The organism is Shewanella sp. SP1S1-7, from assembly GCF_031932105.1.
Classification (GTDB): Bacteria; Pseudomonadota; Gammaproteobacteria; order Enterobacterales; family Shewanellaceae; genus Shewanella; species Shewanella baltica.
The window spans coordinates 12,037-31,666 of record NZ_JAUOEU010000003.1 but is presented as its reverse complement, the minus strand read 5'-3'; the positions used below and the strand labels follow the sequence as shown (position 1 = coordinate 31,666).

At 45.5% G+C, this 19,630-nt stretch carries 20 protein-coding genes; 8 read left to right on the top strand and 12 right to left on the bottom strand.

What is annotated here, in order from left to right; genetic code table 11:
- Positions 1-25: 25 nt before the first annotated feature.
- Entirely contained in the window at positions 26-1,033 is a 1,008-nt protein-coding gene (locus Q4Q49_RS03445; protein WP_106651637.1) for a Fe(3+) ABC transporter substrate-binding protein, read from the bottom strand.
- A gap of 219 nt (positions 1,034-1,252) precedes the next feature.
- Here Q4Q49_RS03445 and Q4Q49_RS03440 point away from each other — a divergent pair, with 219 nt between their 5' ends.
- Positions 1,253-1,675 (top strand): hypothetical protein, encoded by a 423-nt coding sequence (locus Q4Q49_RS03440; protein WP_311989835.1) that lies wholly within the window; start codon positions 1,253-1,255, stop codon positions 1,673-1,675.
- 14 nt (positions 1,676-1,689) lie between these two features.
- Here Q4Q49_RS03440 and Q4Q49_RS03435 read toward each other — a convergent pair whose 3' ends face one another.
- The 3 genes from Q4Q49_RS03435 to Q4Q49_RS03425 form a co-directional block, all read right to left on the bottom strand.
- On the bottom strand, positions 1,690-2,286 hold the full coding sequence (locus tag Q4Q49_RS03435) for a glutathione S-transferase N-terminal domain-containing protein (protein WP_107949212.1): 597 nt from the start codon (positions 2,284-2,286) through the stop codon (positions 1,690-1,692).
- Between the two features lie 81 nt (positions 2,287-2,367).
- Positions 2,368-3,117, bottom strand: coding sequence for a ferredoxin--NADP reductase (locus Q4Q49_RS03430; protein ID WP_311998644.1), 750 nt, complete (start codon positions 3,115-3,117; stop codon positions 2,368-2,370).
- Between the two features lie 113 nt (positions 3,118-3,230).
- Positions 3,231-3,857 (bottom strand): DUF5610 domain-containing protein, encoded by a 627-nt coding sequence (locus Q4Q49_RS03425; RefSeq protein WP_311998643.1) that lies wholly within the window; start codon positions 3,855-3,857, stop codon positions 3,231-3,233.
- A 225-nt stretch (positions 3,858-4,082) separates the two neighbouring features.
- Here Q4Q49_RS03425 and Q4Q49_RS03420 point away from each other — a divergent pair, with 225 nt between their 5' ends.
- The 3 genes from Q4Q49_RS03420 (at position 4,083) to Q4Q49_RS03410 (ending at position 6,563) form a co-directional block, all read left to right on the top strand.
- Positions 4,083-4,700: a histidine phosphatase family protein gene (locus Q4Q49_RS03420; RefSeq protein ID WP_311998642.1), complete on the top strand. Its 618-nt coding sequence runs from the start codon at positions 4,083-4,085 to the stop codon at positions 4,698-4,700.
- 11 nt (positions 4,701-4,711) lie between these two features.
- On the top strand, positions 4,712-6,202 hold the full coding sequence (locus Q4Q49_RS03415; RefSeq protein ID WP_311998641.1) for an FMN-binding glutamate synthase family protein: 1,491 nt from the start codon (positions 4,712-4,714) through the stop codon (positions 6,200-6,202).
- Positions 6,203-6,353: 151 nt separating this feature from the next.
- Positions 6,354-6,563, top strand: coding sequence for a hypothetical protein (locus tag Q4Q49_RS03410; RefSeq protein ID WP_006084154.1), 210 nt, complete (start codon positions 6,354-6,356; stop codon positions 6,561-6,563).
- Between the two features lie 138 nt (positions 6,564-6,701).
- On the opposite strand, the gene Q4Q49_RS03405 is transcribed toward Q4Q49_RS03410, so the two are convergent.
- Together Q4Q49_RS03405 and Q4Q49_RS03400 are read right to left on the bottom strand one after the other, a co-directional pair.
- Entirely contained in the window at positions 6,702-6,962 is a 261-nt protein-coding gene (locus tag Q4Q49_RS03405; protein ID WP_106651643.1) for a hypothetical protein, read from the bottom strand.
- Positions 6,963-7,039: 77 nt separating this feature from the next.
- Positions 7,040-8,839, bottom strand: a complete 1,800-nt coding sequence (locus Q4Q49_RS03400) for an ABC transporter ATP-binding protein/permease (RefSeq protein WP_311998640.1) — start codon at positions 8,837-8,839, stop codon at positions 7,040-7,042.
- A gap of 483 nt (positions 8,840-9,322) precedes the next feature.
- Between Q4Q49_RS03400 and Q4Q49_RS03395 the strand changes: the two genes are divergently transcribed.
- Entirely contained in the window at positions 9,323-9,499 is a 177-nt protein-coding gene (locus tag Q4Q49_RS03395; RefSeq protein WP_006080150.1) for a hypothetical protein, read from the top strand.
- 103 nt (positions 9,500-9,602) lie between these two features.
- On the opposite strand, the gene aroG is transcribed toward Q4Q49_RS03395, so the two are convergent.
- The 5 genes from aroG to Q4Q49_RS03370 form a co-directional block, all read right to left on the bottom strand.
- Positions 9,603-10,658, bottom strand: a complete 1,056-nt coding sequence (gene aroG / locus Q4Q49_RS03390) for a 3-deoxy-7-phosphoheptulonate synthase AroG (RefSeq protein ID WP_311998639.1) — start codon at positions 10,656-10,658, stop codon at positions 9,603-9,605.
- 373 nt (positions 10,659-11,031) lie between these two features.
- Positions 11,032-12,225, bottom strand: coding sequence for a hypothetical protein (locus Q4Q49_RS03385; RefSeq protein ID WP_311998638.1), 1,194 nt, complete (start codon positions 12,223-12,225; stop codon positions 11,032-11,034).
- Positions 12,226-12,352: 127 nt separating this feature from the next.
- Entirely contained in the window at positions 12,353-12,691 is a 339-nt protein-coding gene (locus Q4Q49_RS03380) for a hypothetical protein (protein ID WP_311998637.1), read from the bottom strand.
- Between the two features lie 214 nt (positions 12,692-12,905).
- On the bottom strand, positions 12,906-14,156 hold the full coding sequence (locus Q4Q49_RS03375) for an ammonium transporter (protein WP_012197658.1): 1,251 nt from the start codon (positions 14,154-14,156) through the stop codon (positions 12,906-12,908).
- A 10-nt stretch (positions 14,157-14,166) separates the two neighbouring features.
- Positions 14,167-14,505: a P-II family nitrogen regulator gene (locus tag Q4Q49_RS03370; protein WP_028761800.1), complete on the bottom strand. Its 339-nt coding sequence runs from the start codon at positions 14,503-14,505 to the stop codon at positions 14,167-14,169.
- A gap of 343 nt (positions 14,506-14,848) precedes the next feature.
- Here Q4Q49_RS03370 and Q4Q49_RS03365 point away from each other — a divergent pair, with 343 nt between their 5' ends.
- Complete coding sequence (locus Q4Q49_RS03365) at positions 14,849-15,391, top strand: hydrolase (protein ID WP_311998636.1); 543 nt, start codon at positions 14,849-14,851, stop codon at positions 15,389-15,391.
- A 148-nt stretch (positions 15,392-15,539) separates the two neighbouring features.
- Here the strand turns inward: Q4Q49_RS03365 and nrfA are convergent, their stop codons facing one another.
- Positions 15,540-16,943 carry an ammonia-forming nitrite reductase cytochrome c552 subunit gene (nrfA, locus tag Q4Q49_RS03360; protein ID WP_311998635.1) on the bottom strand — a complete coding sequence of 468 codons (1,404 nt, stop codon included), beginning with the start codon at positions 16,941-16,943 and terminating at the stop codon, positions 15,540-15,542.
- A 225-nt stretch (positions 16,944-17,168) separates the two neighbouring features.
- Here nrfA and narQ point away from each other — a divergent pair, with 225 nt between their 5' ends.
- Both narQ and Q4Q49_RS03350 read left to right on the top strand, forming a co-directional pair.
- A complete protein-coding gene (gene narQ, locus Q4Q49_RS03355) occupies positions 17,169-19,001 on the top strand; it encodes a nitrate/nitrite two-component system sensor histidine kinase NarQ (protein ID WP_311998634.1) in 1,833 nt (610 codons plus the stop codon).
- A complete protein-coding gene (locus Q4Q49_RS03350) occupies positions 18,994-19,623 on the top strand; it encodes a response regulator (RefSeq protein WP_006084162.1) in 630 nt (209 codons plus the stop codon). Before narQ ends, Q4Q49_RS03350 begins: the two co-directional genes overlap by 8 nt.
- Positions 19,624-19,630: the final 7 nt, after the last annotated feature.

Below are 19,630 nucleotides of genomic sequence, written 5' to 3'. Positions count from 1 at the left end.
TGTCACTCGTACTTAAAGCAAAATGCTAGAGATCAAACTGCACTTCATCTAATAACTTAACTGCCGCTTGGTGATATTCAGCCAATTTAAAAATCGGCAATTGATCCGACTTAAACTCCCCCCATGAAGCCACTAAGGTTGAAGGTGCCACATCGGCTTTTACTGGGTATTCCATATTCACATCGGCATAGGCCTTTTGAGCCACATCGGCGGATAGAAATTCCATCAATTTGATCGCATTGGCTTTATTAGGCGCATGACGAGTTAACACCATGCCAGAAACGTTCACATGAGCACCGCGATCGGCTTGGTTCGGGAAGTTAATCGTGACGGCCTCGGCCCAGCTTTTTTGCTCAGGGTCTTGCATCATGTTGCCGTAGTAATAGCTGTTACCTATGGCGATATCACATAAACCTTCTTTTACCGCTTTAACTTGGGCTCTGTCGTTACCCTGTGGCTTGCGTGCTAAGTTACTCTTCACGCCGGTCAGCCACGTTTTAGCCTCAGCTTCACCATGGTGAGCAATCATAGACGCCACTAATGCTATGTTGTATGGATGCTTACCGCTGCGGGTACAGATTTTGCCTTTGTATTTAGGATCGGCGAGTTCTTCATAGGTGATTTGCTGCGGCCCTAAACGGTCTTTCGCCGTATAGAGATTTCGTACTCGCATGGTCAGGGCATACCACTGGCCATCGGGGTCACGATACTGAGCAGGAATGTTGCTTTCGAGTTGGGTATTTTTAACTGGTGAAGTCAGATCTTTATCGACTAATTCAACTAGACGCGAGAAATCAGAGGTCAGCACCAAATCTGCTGGGGATAAACGACCTTCACGGGCGAGACGCTCGGCAATACCATCTTTTGCAAAGACCAAATTAACACCTATGCCGGTTTCTTCGGTGAAACGCGTCAAGATAGGCTCCACCAAGAAGGCTTGACGATAAGAATAAACGGTTAATTTATCATCTGCATTAGCTGAATGCCCAACCGACATTAACCCAACAATAGCCGCGCAAGTTACCCATTTCATTACCCATTTCTCCCCAAAGTGATGATATGTTCAGCGAGTGTGAACATGGCCGCATTAATGATAATGCTTATCAGTAGCGCAAGAGTAATAGATGGATATACAGAGAGCAATAGTCCATTTAACTTTTTGTTTTTAATGAATTTAAATTCAAAACTGGTGATTATCTCAAATCAAACTAAACTGAACCTTAATTTGCTTAAAATGCTTTCAGGAGGCGTTATGTTAACTGTTTTGCTACTAGGTATAGTCGCAGTAGCGCTATTTGGCCTATTTAAACTCAATACTGGTCACAAGCGGCATAGACACTATGCTAAAGCGGTAAATCAACACGCCGACGGGACTAAGCCGCATGCATCACAAGCCCATCATTTTCACAGTGTAAGCATAGTGAATGACGGCAGTTGCTGTAACCAGGTTGAAACATTCTCTGGAAAACGTTTTTTATCGAAGGATGCACCGGAAATCCCGATGGAAGAATGCACTATGACCCAGTGCCAATGTCGCTATCAACACCATGAAGATAGGCGTCAAATAGGGAATGACCGTAGAGTCGAATATGGGGTTACACGGGAATTATTCGGCGCTTTTGGAGAACAAAACCGCCGTGATAGACCAAAGGGAAGACGCGCAACCGATGGCTGAGCATCTCCATCCAGTTATTGGGGACGGGTTTGGATAAACGCGGGGAGATTACGCATATCACTAAACCAAAGTGCCGTCGCAGGGGCAACCTTGCGCCAATCTAACTCTGGATGTCTAAAGTCCACATAATCAAGCAAGCAAATCAAGGCTAATTGCGGTGCCTGAATCGTGGTTTGGGTGATGACGGTTTGCAGCTCAACCTGCATAAGACCACGCAGCAATGCTTGTTCAAAGCGAGCCGTCCAAAAAGCCGATCTCACGCCTTCATCTTCACGCATCTGCTCTTGGCGTAATTTCACCGCGCTATCGATTAAGCCTTTTATCAAAGAATATTGACACTCCAACACCCAGTTATGACTTGAGATGCCAAACATCTTACGATCGCCAAGCTCAGCATCTAGGTAGCGCATAATCACTTCGCTATCGAATAACGCCACGCCATCGTTAGTGATGAGACACGGGATCTGTCCTAGCGGGTTAGCATCGAGTAATTCGGCACTGTTTTCAAAGGGATTGACTAGCTGCTCTTCAATATTGTTAATTCCTAAATACTGGATTAAGGCTCTAACACAACGGGCGTAGGGTGAAGCTTGAGAACTTAACAACTTCATCAAAAATTTCCTTATATTTGCATTAAACGCTATGGCTATTTAGGAGCGAAAACGGCTTGCTCCCACCCATATAAAATGGGATCACCAATATTTCTCTACGGTAATTTGTCCGGGAGCACGACGTAAATTCTTCACTAATCCCTTATCGAGTAAGGCGCTTTGCGCGCCATTGATCATTCCGGGATTGCCACAAATCATAACTTGGGAATCAGCAGCACTTAAGGTTACTCCTGCCTTTTTTTCAATCTCACCCGAGACCAGGCCCTCGGGTATACGACACTGCAACGCATCGGCAAAGGGTTCACGGGTCACACTCAAGACTAATGTAAACTGTGCTGGGTATGTGCGTTCTAACTCACGCAGCTTATCAAGATACGCCAAATCCTGCGCCTCGCGCACGCCATACACAAGTACGACTTTTTCGAAACGCTCCCAAGGTTCATGGGTGTCGAGCATAGACAAAAATGGCCCTACCGCTGTACCTGTAGCCAAAAACCATAAGTGCTTGCCTTGGAGTTTACCCTTAGGAATTTCCGCTAAGGTCATAAAACCAGTCGCGGTTGAGGTAATTTCAATTTCATCGCCTATGCCAAGGTTTTGCAATTGCGGCGATAACAGGCCGTCCTCTACCGCGACTGCGAGCACTTCGGCATAGGGTTTATCGGGAGAATTGACTAAGGAGTATGCTCTGGCAACACGCTTATCATCTTGCATTTGACTTAACTTGATAAACTGGCCAGGAATAAATGGGGCTAACTCGGCGGCGATGCGCAATGAAAATAACTTATCGCTCCAATCAATACGTTCTATAACTTGTCCCCTAGTCCACATAGCGTACCCTCAAGCGAAACGTTAAATAGGCTTCCAGCATAGACTTTTTTCCGCATAACAAAAACCCCTTATGATAAGGGGCTTATGGCGATAGAACCGAAAACAACAGAGCGTTAACTGGCACTCGATTGTGTCTCATCTGTCTTCTTATTAAAACTATCTCTAAAGGCCTGTAGTCCCTCTTGCACTAAACCATAGGTTTTATCGACACCATCGGCAATATCCCCCTGCAAGACTCTAAGGCCAGACAGAATGTCTTTCGCTTCTTTAAAACCGTTGTCAATGGCACCACCAATAATCCCCATAAAACTATCGAGTTGCTCATTTAAGCTCATACCCGAGTTTTGTTGCTGGTGAATGCTAAAAAACTGCGTCGCAAAACTCACGATACGATCTGCAGTCGCTTCTGGCGATGTATCTACGCCATTATCGTAAGCAGTTTGAATCGCGTTCTCGCCCATAGTAGGCGCTAACTCTTTATTAATCGACTCTATCGCAGCGCGATAAAGCAAGATCATAGACTGATCGCCTGACTTGATATTCACATCTTGCTGTGCCGATAAAATCGCTTGATTCATCAGCTGCTTACTCGTTTGCTGCGCGGTTTGTTTCGAGGTCACTTCGGTGGTTTTCGCGTCCTTCGAATCACTCACTTCGGTACCCTTAGGCGCCGTATTTTCAGCATATTTTTTCTGCGGCAAAGGGGTACTTTGCACTTGAGAGGGTTTATTGATTTCCATGATGACTATCCATTCAATTCGGGTCGACTTTATTATCGACCAAAATTTAACCAGCTTTAGTAATTTTTAGAATTGAAGTACCATCGTGACCACAAGGTCATGATAAGGCCCGCATAAATTGAGTGGGTTTATTCTGTATAAAGTGCATAAAGCGCCATCCACCCGCATGCAGATCATTACTATCGTCGAGCTTAGAGATAAGCCAATAGAAAAGGATGTTACACCATGGCAGCAGGCCGCAATTTGAGTCATTTCCGCTTTCACGTGTTTACACAAATGCTTAAGTGCACTATTGAGCACTATACGAGCATCAATATCAAACGCCTTAGTTTGCTCACCGGTCTTATTATCTTAACTTGCCTCAGCCTCGCCCCGATTAGCCAAGCCCATGCTGAAAACAGGCTGATTATTTTAGTCAGACATGCCGAAAAAGCCGACACGCCAGCCAATGACCCACAGTTATCGCCCAAGGGGGAAATGCGCGCAACGTCACTGATCACCGCCTTGAACCGCACGCCATTGTCGCAACTCATCGCGACTCAATACCAGCGAACCCAGCAAACACTCGCGCCTATCGCCGAGGCTCGCCATTTGCCCGTGACGATAGTCGAGGCAGCCAAACCTATCGAAGAACATATTCAGCTGATTGTCGAACAAGTGCATGCGGTACGAGGTAATACGCTCATCGCTGGTCATTCAAACACAGTGCCATTAATCATCAAAGCCCTGGGTGGACCTGAGATCCAAGCGATCGGCGAAGAGGACTACAGTCAGCTGTTTTTACTCTCTCTTAATGATGGCCAACCCGCAAGCTTGATCGCCACCCGTTACGGACAAGAATAAGGATAAATAACATGAGTGAACTCAATTGGTTTATGTGGGGACTCGATCTGTTTTCAGGACTGTTTTTGATCGTTATAGGACTCGCAGTACTCGCGGTTATTTACATGTATATCGCAGATAAAATGCAGACCAAACAAGCGGTAAGGCATAACTATCCCGTGATTGGTCGTTTTCGATATCTGTTCGAAAAACAAGGTGAGTTTTTCAGACAATACTTTTTCGCCCAAGACAGGGAAGAACTGCCCTTCAACCGTGCTGAACGCAGCTGGGTGTACCGCGCCGCCAAAAATGTCGATAGAACCATAGCCTTTGGTTCGACTCGCCCTTTGGATACAGCTGGTACTATCATGTTTATGAATACCGCCTTTCCGACCCAAGATGAAGATATCACTCCTATTCATCCGCTGACGATTGGCACTCACTGTCGCCAGCCCTATACGACTCAAGCCATTTGCCATATTTCAGCCATGAGTTTTGGCGCCCTATCGCGCCCAGCCATCACCGCCCTTTCCCATGGCGCCGCGCAAGCGGGTTGCTGGCTTAACACGGGTGAAGGCGGCTTGAGCCCATATCATCTCAAAGGTGGCTGCGATCTCGTCTTTCAAATTGGAACAGCAAAATACGGTGTGCGAAATGAACAAGGACATTTAGACGATGAAAAACTGAAAGCGATAGCGATTCATCCAGAAGTCAAAATGTTCGAAATCAAAATGAGCCAAGGGGCAAAACCAGGCAAAGGTGGCATTTTACCCGGTATTAAAGTGAATGCTGAAATTGCCCATATTCGCGGCATTCCTGAGGGACACGACTCAATCAGCCCCAATGGCCATATCGAATTTAAGTCAGTGAACGACATTTTGGATATGGTCGAGCGAGTTCGTGAAGTCACAGGTAAACCTACTGGCATTAAAGCCGTACTCGGTGAAGTACAATGGCTGGAAGATTTATGTGATGAAATTGAACGCCGCGGCGAAGACTCAGCCCCCGACTTTTTCACCTTAGACAGCGCCGATGGCGGCACGGGCGCAGCGCCGCAACCGTTAATGGATTATGTCGGATTACCGCTGAAAGAAAGCTTACCTATCCTAGTCAATATCTTGATCCAACGAGGCTTGCGTAAACGTATCAAAGTCATCGCCTCGGGCAAACTTATCGCCCCATCTAGAGTCGCTTGGGCTTTGGCATTAGGTGCTGACTTTATCGCATCGGCCCGTGGCAACATGTTCGCCCTCGGCTGTATTCAAGCCTTGCAATGTAATAAAGATACCTGTCCAACGGGTATCACTACGCACAATCCAAAACTTCAACAAGGGCTAAATCCTAGGGATAAATCGACGCGGGTCGCTAACTATAATCATAATTTACACCATGACTTAGGGCTAATCGCGCACTCTTGCGGTGTGACAGAGCCAAGACAACTTAAGCCTTCACATGTACGAATTGTGCTCGATAGCGGTTTATCTATCTCACTCGACAAATTCTATTCGCACATGGATAAATAGCCGCAAACCCTTGCGGTGATTAGCCAGTACAACTTTTGTCTATATGAGTTTTACATAAGGTATATTTGAATGCGTATCACAAAAGAGGTAAGATCCGTGAGGTGAGGCGTTATTCAAATACCTTACCCACAATTGAACTTAAGGAAACACTTTGAAATCTAGCTTCGTAAGCCAACTGCCCGCCAGTAAAACTGTAAGCACGAGCTGTAAGAGCTGTAATCGCCTGACTGAGATCGAAGGCGAGCTTGTGTGTTTTCGTGAAGGACAGATCATTCGACTCACCTTGATCGATGAGTCAGCGCCTAAATTGAATCTTTTATGCGAAGGTTGGAAAGCTGGCAAGCTGAATGGCGTAGCTTAATTCGGCACTATTGGTCTTAAACAAGATATAAAGCGTTAAAGCAAAATGACTCTTCCTTGAGCATCGAGAATAGTTGCTCACCACTACCCTCCCACATTCTCATCAAACGCTGACTTTCTAACGCATTTTCTATGATGTTTAGCGCATGCTCATCATATAGTCACTTGTCGGCACATGCATATCGCGGATCACGCCCGCAAGTACCATCTCTGGATTGACCTTAGCCAAAGTAAGACACCGAGTCGTCACCAGTAGACCCGCATTCAATTCAGCATGAATACGTTGCAGCGAATCATAATCAACACCACGTTTTTTCAATGTCGCCATGATGGCAAACCAATCAGTGGCGACTTTTTCTTCTTTGCCTTCAATGTTCACTCTCAGTGCAATATTTTCCATGCCAGATCTCTTCCGATTGATGTGTTGGCATTTGAGTATAGAGAGCCGAAGCTGAATAAAGACTGAACTGTATTGCGCTATTCACTGCTCAGATGAGTATGTTGCTGCTCATTTTGTATCCGCCATAATTTGGCATATAGACCATTTGCCACTAACAAAGTCTGGTGATTACCCTGCTCAACAATTTCACCTTGGCTCAAGACGACGATTTGGTCAGCATCGACAATAGTAGATAATCTATGAGCCACCACAAGGCTAGTGTGCCCTTTAGCAACTTCCCGCAGTGCCGACAAAATCGCTTGCTCGGAGCGACTATCGAGCGAGGATGTCGCCTCATCAAATACCAGCACGGGTGAGCCCTTCAAAATGGCCCTCGCTATTGCGACCCGCTGTTTTTCTCCACCAGAGAGTTTTAAGCCGCGCTCACCCACCTTTGTATCCCAACCAAGGGCAAGCGATGCAATAAATTGCTCTAAGTGCGCCAGTTTAATCGCGTTGCGCACCTCTTCATCCGTCGCGCCCGGGCGACCATAACGTATGTTCTCAACTAATGAATCGTTAAACAGCACTGTATCTTGCGGCACGATAGCTATGGCCCGTCGCAACGCATCTTGCGTAAGATGACGGATATCTTGTCCATCGATTTTAATCGCGCCTTGGTCCACATCGTAAAATCGAAACAGCAATTTAATCAGTGTCGATTTACCTGCGCCGCTATCGCCCACTACAGCAACCTTTTTACCGGCAGCGACCTTAAAACTCACGTCCCGCAGAATTTGCCGCTCGTCGTAGCTGAAATTCACATTTTCAAATACCAGCTCACCCTTAGTAGGCTGAAAATCGAGCGCTTGGGGTGAGTCGACTATCATGGGATGTTTATCGAGCAGGCTAAACATACGCTCAATATTGGCTAAGGCGCCGCGAATTTCGCGATACACGAAACCTAAAAAGTTAAGGGGTAAAAAGAGCTGCATCATAAACGCATTAATCAACACAAAATCACCTAAGGTCATATCGCCATAGGTGACTCGGTAAGCCGCCAGCGCCATCATAGCTGTCATCGCCAGAGCGATAATCACAGCTTGTCCGCCATTAAGCGCAAACAAAGATAAGCGGTTTTTACGTTTAGCGACTTCCCACTGTTCAAGCGCTTGGTCATAGCGCTGCGACTCATACTTTTCATTATTAAAATACTTTACCGTTTCATAGTTCAGCAAGCTGTCGATGGCGCGGGTATTCGATAACGAGTCAGCCTTGGCCGCATCACGAACATACTCAGTACGCCATTCGGTCGCGACCACAGAAAAAATAATATAAGCCAGCACAGCAACAAAAGTGATTGCCGCAAACGCAATGCCGTAGTTATAGAAGAAAATGCCAATCACCATGACAATTTCGAGCAAGGTCGGCACTATGTTGAACACCATAAACCGCATGAGGAAACTCACGCCACTGGTGCCGCGCTCAATATCACGGGATAGACCGCCAGTTTTGCGCTCTAGATGAAAATCGAGATCAAGTCGGTGTAAATGGTCGAATACCGCTAAGCCTAAACGGCGGATCGCCCGCTCAGTCACCCGACCAAACAAGGTATCGCGGATCTCCCCCGTAATCGCCGTCAGTAAACGAATCGCACCATAGGCCAACACTAATCCCACGGGCACACTGAGGGCTTGCGCGGTTTTATCGGCATCTAAGGTGTCGACCAAATGCTTCAGAATAAAAGGCAAAGCCACGCTGGTCAGCTTAGCGATGATGAGGCATGACATCGCCAGCGCAATACGGCCTTTGTATTCCAATAAGTAAGGCCAAAGCAGCTTCATGACGTGCCAGTTTAATTTATCAACTGGACCTTCAAAATATAACGTTGGGCGCATAGGAGATAACCTTGAATGAGTTATGTCAATTGTAACAGTACAAACCAGACATAAGCTAAACGAAACGAGCAAAGCTTGAATAAAATCAATCAGATTTTCCTGACAGACAAATAGACTTATTCACGACACAATCCGTTGCTATTCTGATCTTGTCAAAAGCTAAAACGTCATACTTACGCATTACACTGGCACATTCACAAGAAATGAATTTATACTGATTTCTGTGCTGACATAAATACCCATAGCTTGCATTTGACTTGACCTTTGCGCCGTATAACAGAAGACAAGTTTGCTGTGGGGGAAGGCTTAGCTCAACCTTACTGCTGTTGATTATTTTTGCAGTTTTGCCCAAAATGCCATGGAGGCGGTTATACAAATCGATAGAATTTGTTAACCTCTACGCGCTAGATTTTGCGATTCATACGCCCAAGCTCTAGCGAGAACATTAAGACAAACAAATTAAATAAGATCAAAGGAAGCTTTATGTTGGATTCCGCTAAAGTTCAATACCCGCCATTACCACTGATCCAAACTTGGGTGTGGATGATGATCGAATCAGGCAATCCAGAGATACAAGATAAAGGTAGAGACAACCTTATTGCCGCCTTTGGTAGCTTAGCCAAAGCAAATGAATACATTGTTGAAATAAGCAATAAATAGATAAAACAAAGGCGCCGGGATAGCGCCTTTGTTTTTACTTTACCCGCAATCGTTAACGACTAACTCAGGTATCGTTGCGGTTTATGTTCGCACGAGCAGACAATTAAACCTGACGGCGTTCGATAATACTCTGATTCAGAATGGCCAACAGGCTCTCGGTATCATCCCAACCGATACACGCATCGGTAATACTCTGGCCATAACACAGCTCTTGGCCTTCAATTAAATCCTGACGACCTTCCACTAAATGGCTTTCGACCATAACGCCAAAAATAGCAGTATTCCCCGTCGCCACTTGACCTGCCACATCTTCAGCCACCACTAACTGACGTTGATACTCTTTACTGCTATTGGCGTGGCTAAAGTCGATCATGATGTTGTCGGCAAGCTTTGCTTTTAACAATTGCTGACTAATCTCAGTGACATGCGGCGCACTGTAATTAGGCTCGCGGCCGCCACGTAAAATAATGTGGCAATCAGGATTCCCTTTGGTCGAAACGATCGCCGAATGGCCTAACTTAGTCACAGATAAAAAATGGTGCGGTGCATTGGCAGCACCTATCGCATCGATAGCGACTTTAATGGTGCCATCGGTCCCATTTTTAAAACCGACCGGACAAGAAAGACCCGAGGCTAGCTCTCTGTGCACTTGTGACTCAGTTGTTCGGGCGCCAATGGCTCCCCAGCACATTAAATCTGCCATATATTGCGGGGTGATCATGTCAAGAAACTCACCCGCGGTTGGCATACCGCTGTCGTTCAAGTCCACTAACAACTTACGCGCAGTACGTAAACCATCATTGAGTTTAAAGCTGTTATCCATGTAAGGATCGTTAATCAGCCCCTTCCAACCTACTGTGGTTCTTGGCTTTTCAAAATACACTCGCATCACGATTTCGAGTTGATCTTTATACTGCTCACGCAGCGTAACCAGACGCTGACCATATTCCAACGCCGCTTTGGGATCGTGGATAGAACAAGGTCCAATTACCACTAACAGGCGATCATCAGACTTAGCCAGAATATTGTGGATACTATTTCGCGCATTAAACACAGTCGCAGAGGCTTTTTCGGAAGCAGGAAATCGTTCTAGAATCGCGATAGGAGGAAGTAACTCTTTTACTTCTTTAATGCGAACGTCATCATTTTGGTAATACATAATTTTACTGCTCCAACTCTGGTGTTTTAGGCTATTTCTATCGCTGCGATAAGGGATCTCAACTGCAATACTGAGTTCAATTTATCGAGTCTCAAGCGCCAATGCAACCAAGTTGTCTCCATTTAAAAAAATCAAATATAACTTATTGTTTTAATATATTTTAAAAAAATCAAAATTCAAATATGCCAGCTAACTCACAGCCTTAATGAACAAAATCGAATATGGCGGATAAAAAGCAAGCGGGGAATGATTGCGGCAAGTACGAGTGAGCTATCCATGCCTGTCAGCTAAGATATTAACGACTAAACGCTTGAATGAGTGCAATTGATCCAGCTCTCTATGCAAGAGAACTGGATGCTAGAGCAGGCCAATACTAATGGTGCATCATGACTTGTAACTTGTTTTGATAGCGATGACGCTCTGAATCATCACGGCTCAAAGCCAGCGCTTTTTCCATATTCAGTTTGGCACGCTTTTCATCCCCCAGCGCCCAATAGGTTTTTGATAAACCGAAGAAGAATTCATGCCGATAATCAGCTTTGGCCAACGCCCTTTGATACCATGCTAAAGCCTCGTCGTATTGATGTTCATCGAAGGCTTGCTGCGCCATATCATAGTAATAATAAGGATTACGTATCCTTGCTAATTCAAGCACTTTATTGATTTCAGCCCATTCATCAAGCCGGCCCTGATCCCCTAAAATCAAAGCTAAGTTATAAAGCGTGGTTAAATTTTTCGCCTCAAACTTAAGCGCATAGCGATACACTTGTTCGGCTCGTTTCTCATCCCCTTTATGCCGATAAATAATGGCGAGCGTATTGAGTGAGGGGACAAACTGGCCGACATTTAAACCCGCTTTGATGAGGGCATAGGCCCTATCTAAATCGCCATTCACTAAAGACTCTGCCGCCATGTTATTGTAAAACATGCTGATCAAGGTTTGCTTATTCACTCGGGTCTTACCATACCCTCTTAGGGCGCGCTCGGGCATGAAGTCCACTAAGATTGCTGCGGATGACACATAGACTGAATGTAAATTCTCGGGCGGAAGTAAGCGTAAGTTCACATGACCATTGATTAAATAGAAATCCCCTTGCTTGTCCCATATGGGTTCAATAGCGATATCTTGATACTCAGCGCCCACATTCAATATATCCGCCAGCGCAGAAGTCATGACCACTAAGGACATGCAATTCCCTGCCCTTTGGGCGTAGGTTTCACGGGCAATTTGGGTCAGGTTATCTTGGTAGCGAAAATCAATTTTAGCGCTATTGGTTTGGCTGGCATTGATATAACTGGCTAACCATTCGTTGGCTAACATGGCGTTATTATGGGAAAAAGTATATTTGTCATAGCTACGCTTTACATCTGTTACCACCTCAGGCGGCAGATAAAAAATATCCGCAACGGAAGGAATATCGGCGACAGGGGTAAACAGTGAATCGGCAAGTAGCGACTCAAGATCAGACGGATCAGGCGCGATGGTCGTCGAGCTACAGGCAACCAACTGACTGAGTACAGTGCCCATGATGGCACTCAGGTATACGGCTCGGAATAGTTTTGACATATGTCCTCCCACACCATTAGCTCCTATTTGAGCTTATTACAAATGGCGAAAAAGACGACATAAAATGGTTACAAAAAATGACAATCGCTATCGTTAAAAAATAACTATAAGTGATTTAACACGTTAGTTACTGCGAAGGTTGAACAACCTCTATGTATAGCTCACGCTGCTGGTAATGGTATGGCCGATAGTTATGCTCCCCACAGGTAAAATAGCGATAGGGCTTCATCACAGTAATACAACCTAAGGGTAAAGCCTGCAGAATTTGGATCTGCTGTTGACGACGAAGCGACTCCTGCCACTCAAAATCCTTGAGCACTTGATCGCGCACAGCAAAGGCATCAACTGGCTCACTCGATCGATTAACGATGACTTCTCCTGCTAAGGCAGAGACTGATATCAAGCCAGCAATGACGATAAGACTGAGTCGCGTAAATTGACCGACTGCTGTGGCATTTAAGCTCATAGTTCACTCCTTTATTCGTGCAGTAAATGGTGCAGGTAAATAATGCTGCAAGGAAGCAGTAATGCGCGGCAACCGACTTATGCCTTCCCCATTAAACTACTTGAGCTTCAACCATTGCGATGATCCATAAAAAAAGCAGAGCCTAAGCTCTGCTTTACTATCCCTCGTTCCACACTAGGCATCAAGTTGAATCACAATTAATTCGCCAGTTTACTTAACCAGCATTTTTAACCGTAACAAACTCTGGGTAAGCATCGATACCACAATCAGACGCATCCATACCATTGTATTCTTCTTCCTCAGTCACACGGATCCCCATGGTTTTCTTAATCGCATACCAAACCACAAAGGATGAACAGAATACCCAAGTAAAGATGAAGGCTGCACCGGTCAACTGCCCAGTAATGGTCGCATCAGCGTTGGATAATGGCACACACATTAACCCAAGGAAACCCGCCACGCCGTGTACTGAAATCGCGCCCACTGGATCATCGATCTTAATGCGATCTAAGCCCACAATAGAGAACACCACTAAACCACCAGCAACCACACCAATCACGCCCGCCATTAACAGTGAAGGTGATAGCGGATCTGCCGTAATCGCCACTAAACCCGCCAGAATACCGTTGAGTATCATGGTTAAATCCGCTTTACCCCAAATCATCTTACATACGATAAGCGCAGAGATAGCACCAAATGCAGCCGCAGTATTAGTATTAACGAACACTTTTGCCACTGAGCTCGCATTCGCCGCATCCGACACCATTAATTGCGAGCCACCGTTGAAGCCAAACCAGCCCATCCACAGAATAAACATACCTAAGGTTGCCATTGGCAAGTTAGATCCTGGGATAGGATTCACTTGACCGTTAGGGCCATATTTTCCCTTACGTGCACCGAGCAATAATACCCCCGCAATCGCTGCAGTCGCACCAGTCATGTGCACAATACCGCTACCCGCAAAGTCCACAAAGCCCAGTTTTGCGATAAAACCTTGGCCCCAAGTCCAATACCCTTCCACTGGATAGATAACCGCAGTCATTACCACAGAGAAGAACAGGAAAGCCCATAACTTCATCCGTTCCGCCACGGCGCCAGAGACAATTGACATCGCAGTTGCCACAAACACCACTTGGAAGAAGAAGTCAGATTCTAATGCATGGCTCGCATCCGATGATTGAGAACCGATTAAGGTACCAATCGATGGCAACCAGCCTCCTTCAGTGTTATCGACATACATAATGTTGTAGCCAACCAATAGGTACATCACACAGGCAATCGCGTACAACACCACGTTCTTAGTTAAAATTTCAGTGGTGTTTTTAGAGCGAACTAAGCCCGCTTCTAACATGGCAAATCCCGCTGCCATCCACATTACCAAAGCACCTGAGATCAAAAAGTAAAAGGTATCGAGTGCAAAGCGTAGTTCAGTGACTGTGCCACCTAGTTTTGTTAATTCTTCCATTATCAGCCCCTTATAGCGCTTCTGTATCGAGTTCACCCGTACGGATACGGATAGCATGTTCTAAGTCGACGACGAAGATCTTACCGTCGCCAATTTTCCCCGTATGAGCCGCAGTGGTGATGGCCTCAATTAACATGTCAAGATTTTCAGCCTTAGTGGCAATTTCTAGTTTTACTTTTGGCAAAAAATCCACCTGATACTCGGCGCCACGATACAACTCTGTGTGCCCTTTTTGACGGCCAAAACCTTTAACTTCGGTCACCGTCATGCCTTCAATACCTATTCCGGCGATAGCTTCACGGACATCATCCAACTTAAACGGCTTGATGATAGCGCTGACTAGTTTCATCCTGACCTCCAAAAAAACGCGATTGTTATTAACTTGTATCAAAGGTAATTCAATCATTAGGCCAAAACTTTAACTCGCTGATTAATATAGGATTTAAATAAATTAAATTATTTTTAAAGGTTAAAAATGCACCATAATCGAGCACAAACAAGTGCAACGCACTCTTTTAGTGAGCAGCTTAAGTGCAGTCGCTATTCGACCTTAGGCCTATTGGTAACAAGGTTAAATTGAGGTTTACTGGAAAAGCGTAAATCGAGATGAAATCTGAGCATCACAGTACAAGCTCTTAAACAAAAGCGAAGATCATCACTAAGACAATCATCAAGCGCAGAAGGAAGGCCCGATGTTAAAACCTGAAGAATGTGTTCTCGTTATCGTCGATGTGCAGGGAAAACTTGCACAAATCATGGATAACAGTGACAAGCTGCACCAACAACTACAGACCTTAATTCAAGGTGCACAATTATTTGAAATACCCATACTCTGGTTAGAACAGCTACCCGATAAGCTCGGAGCAACCAGTCCTGAGCTTCAAACCTTGCTAGAGAAAAGCGGCTCCCCCATTGCCAAGCAACATTTTAGCGGTTGGCACTGTGAAGAGTTTGCGCAGGCACTCACTAAGACAAATCGTAAACACGTCATACTGGCGGGCATTGAAACCCATGTGTGTGTTTATCAAACCTGTTGTGACCTTATAGGACAGCAATATTCGGTGCATCTCGTCGCAGATGGCGTCTCATCACGCAGTGCCGATAATAAACAACTGGGTATTCAGATGATGACGGCCAGAGGCGCCTTATTAACTAACGTGGAATCGCTATTATTTGAATTACAACATCAAGCCCAAGGCGAGCGCTTTAGGGCATTATTAAAACTGATCAAATAGCAATTCATTCCTTGGCTCTAATGAAGTAAACAGCCCTTGGTTCAGGCATGACGTTGACATTCACTCCCATAAAAAAGCCCTCGCTGAGTCAGCGAGGGCTTTTGCTTACATGAGGGGTTAGCTCAGGTTAAAAACGATTTGTTAAACACTATTTATAAGTGGCTTCGCGTTTTTTCGCTTCTTCATCCCACTTAGGTAACATGTCCTTCTTAAATGCTTCTTTCTCAGCATTCATTTTTTCCATGTCCATACCTAAAGCGGCTTGTGCCTTAGCTTTAGTCGAAATATCAGGGATAGCGACAGGATCTGTGATGCCTTTTTTCGCCAACAGTTGCGCTAATTTAACCCGCGCATCAGCCGCTTTATCTACTGCGGTACCTAAAATACGTAAGACTTCTTCAGGAGCGTGAGCAGCAGCGCCGTGTGAAGCAATCGCATAGTCCCAACGCCATTGTGAATGACGAATATCGGTTTGAATAGGCTTCATTTCCGCTTCAGTTGCACCCGCTTTCCAAGCGGCTGCGGCTTCAAAGTGCGCTTTCACCAGTTGTGCTTCGGCGCGGCCTTTAAGCTCTTTTACTTTCGCTTTACGTTCGTTGGTCAAGCCGACTAAGAACTCTTTACTTTGGCTGTGGCACGTCGCGCAGGTTTCTTCAAAACGATCAAATGGGTTACCCACTTTATGATCTGTGTACTTACGGCCTTTGTCGTTAGTCACTTTTGGCATGTGACAATCAACACAGCTCACATCGTTCTTACCATGAACACCGAGTTTCCAAGTTTCATAACCAGGGTGCTGCGCTTTTAACATAGGGGTTTTAGACAGCGCATGCGTCCAGTCGGAGAACTCAATACCGTCGTAATAGGTTTCCATTTGCTCAACGGTTGTGCCCATATCCCAAGGGAATTTAACGAAACCTTTTCTGCCTTCTTTTTTCTCGAAATAGTATTCAACGTGACACTGACCACAGACCATTGATTGCTTGTCTTTTTTAGACGCTTTGGCAAAAGGTGTGCCTAATGCTTCCATACCACGTTCAGCAAAGGGGCGAGAGATACGCAGTTTTGGCGTGCCTTTTTCATGGCAGTCACCGCAGCCTATGGTGTTCACCACTTCTGGGCCGCCTTTTGCCCATTTGCCTTTGAAGTAACCATCTTCGCCTTGTTCTTCAATCAAACGCGGCACATCTGGGCTCTTACAACTCCAACAAGCCATAGGCATTGGGCCATCTTCCGCGTTGGTAGGTGCGCCAGTACGCAGAGTGTTACGCACATCCGTAATGGCATACATGTGGCCACGTGGTGCGTTGTAATCTTTCGCAAAACCATAACCTGCCCACAGCACGACTAAGCTCGGGTCCGAGGCTAACACATCGGTATTCTCAGTGCTTTTATCTGTGTCATGCCAGCTAGCGTATTGATTAGCAAATTTGTCTTTATAAACTTCGTTGCGAGGCTCAGTTTTATCACTCGCCATTGCGCCCGCCGCCATGAAGCTGGCGGCAACCAGTGCACTTAGTGCAAAGGACTTACCTGTCATCTTCTTCATCATCTCATCTCCGTGTTGCATTATTGTTGTAAATCACGACATCTCCATGGTCAAACTTAGTGAGTTAATCCCGCTAAACATATACCTCTTAGGGGGTATCTAGGTCGAAGTTTGCGCTAGATCAAAATGTAAAGGTGTTGTTGTTCACACTTCTATACTTTTGTTAATGTATTACATTATTTTCTAATGTAAAAACCACTGCAAAGTGCCATAACAGCGGCCATTAAAATGAATAGCGGATTAATGAAACGAGGCAGTCTAACCTCAAAAATCTTAGGATTAATGTTAGTACTCATTCTGCTTTCTAGCAGTTTATCAACCTTTGCTATCATCAATTTGTCTTACAGCTTGGGCGACGCTAAGGCGATTAACGCCTCGGGTTCTTTGCGGATGCAAAGCTATCGATTGATGTTTTACGCCAACTCTGGCAGTGATGCTGCGCTCGATAAAATAATCGAATTCGAAAACACCCTCTATTCCGATACCTTAAAGCCTTCAGATAGTTGGTTTAGTCCACGTAAGATTGCCGATCAATATCAGCTCGTGATCGATAAATGGCTGGTGATGAAATACTACATAGAGCAGGAAAACTCCCGCGACTATGTGGCGTCACTTAAGGACTTTGTCGACACCATAGATTTACTGGTATTGGAGATGGAGCACCACGCCGCCTTTAAACTCAGGCTCCTCGCCGCCAGCCAAATATTAGGCTTAAGCGTCATGCTCATTATCGCCTTTGTGGCGGTGCGTTTTACTAAGAAGAAAGTGGTAATCCCACTGCAAAAGCTTATGGAATCGGCGAATACTATTTCTAAAGGCAATTTTGAAATCGAAATGCCCGAAACCGAATATATCGAACTTACAGCGCTCACCCATGCCCTGCAAAAAACCGCCAAGGAACTCGCCATGCTTTATGGCGATTTAGAGTCGCAGGTGGCAGAGAAAACCTTAGCACTCACTCGGGCCAACAATGAGCTGGCATTTTTATACGATAACCTACTGACATTAAACGCAAATAAGCTCGATTACAAAGCGCTCAAAGCGGCACTAAATCAGTTAAAAGGCTATGAGTCACTCGACTACCTTAGGCTCATTATCCAGTATCCAGAGCAAGAACTTGAAGTGATTGAGGCCGATGGCGGCTGGCCAGATATGACTCAAGAGAGTACCCGTTTCCCACTGCAATTTGAGCAGGCTAATTTAGGCTATTTAGAGTTAATTGCCGACCAAACACCGAATATCGCGCTATTTAATAATTTCGCGATTATGTTGACCCGCTCAATCGTAATCCATAATGCCACGGAGCAAAGACAACAACTGGCGCTAATGGAGGAACGCGGCGTGATCGCGCGGGAGCTACACGACTCTTTAGGGCAAGTGCTGTCCTTCCTCAAAATCCAAATTAGCTTATTACGCAAAAACTTAGATTGCAGTTGCCGCAGCCCGATCGTTGAGGCGCAATTAACCGAAATCAACGAAGGCGTGAGCACAGCCTATGTGCAACTCAGGGAATTGCTGTCTACCTTTAGACTCACAATTAAAGAACCTGATCTAAAAAGTGCCCTAGAGGCTATGCTCGAGCAGCTCAGAGCCAAGACGAATATCAAGATCACCTTAAACTATAAACTTGCACCACAATGGTTAGAGGCAAAGCAGCATATTCACATACTGCAGATCACGCGAGAAGCGACTCTAAACGCCATCAAACACGCCGAGGCCAGCCTCATCAATATCCATTGCTATAAAGATGATAAAGGCATGGTCAATATTGATGTTTGTGATAACGGCATAGGTATTGGACACTTAAAAGAACGAGATCAACACTTTGGCATAGGGATTATGCATGAGCGAGCCAGCAAACTTTCAGGTAAAGTCGTATTTAGCAATAATGAAATAAGCCGATTTAACGCAGCGACCACCACGATTGAGCAAGGATGCAATAAACAAGACGATGCACTCAAGCCTAACCATTCATTCGACCTTGCACAGCAAAGCAAAGGTTCAAGTGGCACTCGAGTAACACTTATTTTCCCCTCTCAACAGGAGCCTTCAAATGGGTAAACCTTATTCCGTACTTGTGGTCGATGACCATCCCCTGTTACGCAAAGGCATCTGCCAGCTCATTGCCTCAGATCCTGATTTCAGCCTTTTTGGTGAAGCTGGTGGCGGTTTAGACGCATTAACCGCCGTCGCCACCGATGAACCCGACATTATTTTGCTCGATCTGAATATGAAAGGCATGACAGGCCTAGATACCCTCAATGCCATGCGCCAAGAGGGCGTCACCTCGCGCATAGTGATACTCACAGTTTCCGATGCCAAACAGGATGTGATCCGTTTATTACGCGCAGGAGCCGACGGCTATTTACTCAAAGATACTGAGCCCGATTTACTGCTCGAAAAACTCAAAAATGCCATGCTTGGCCACAGAGTTATCAGCGATGAAGTGGAGGAATACCTCTACGAGCTAAAAGATGCGACCGATGAGCAAGAATGGATTTCGAGCTTGACGCCAAGGGAGCTACAAATTCTTGAGCAACTGGCGGAAGGCTTAAGTAATCGGATGATTTCAGAGCATTTACACATTAGTGAAGGCACAGTCAAAGTGCATGTGAAAAACCTACTGCGTAAAGCTAATGCCAAGTCGAGAACCGAAATGGCGGTACGCTACCTTAATCAGTAATCCCTGA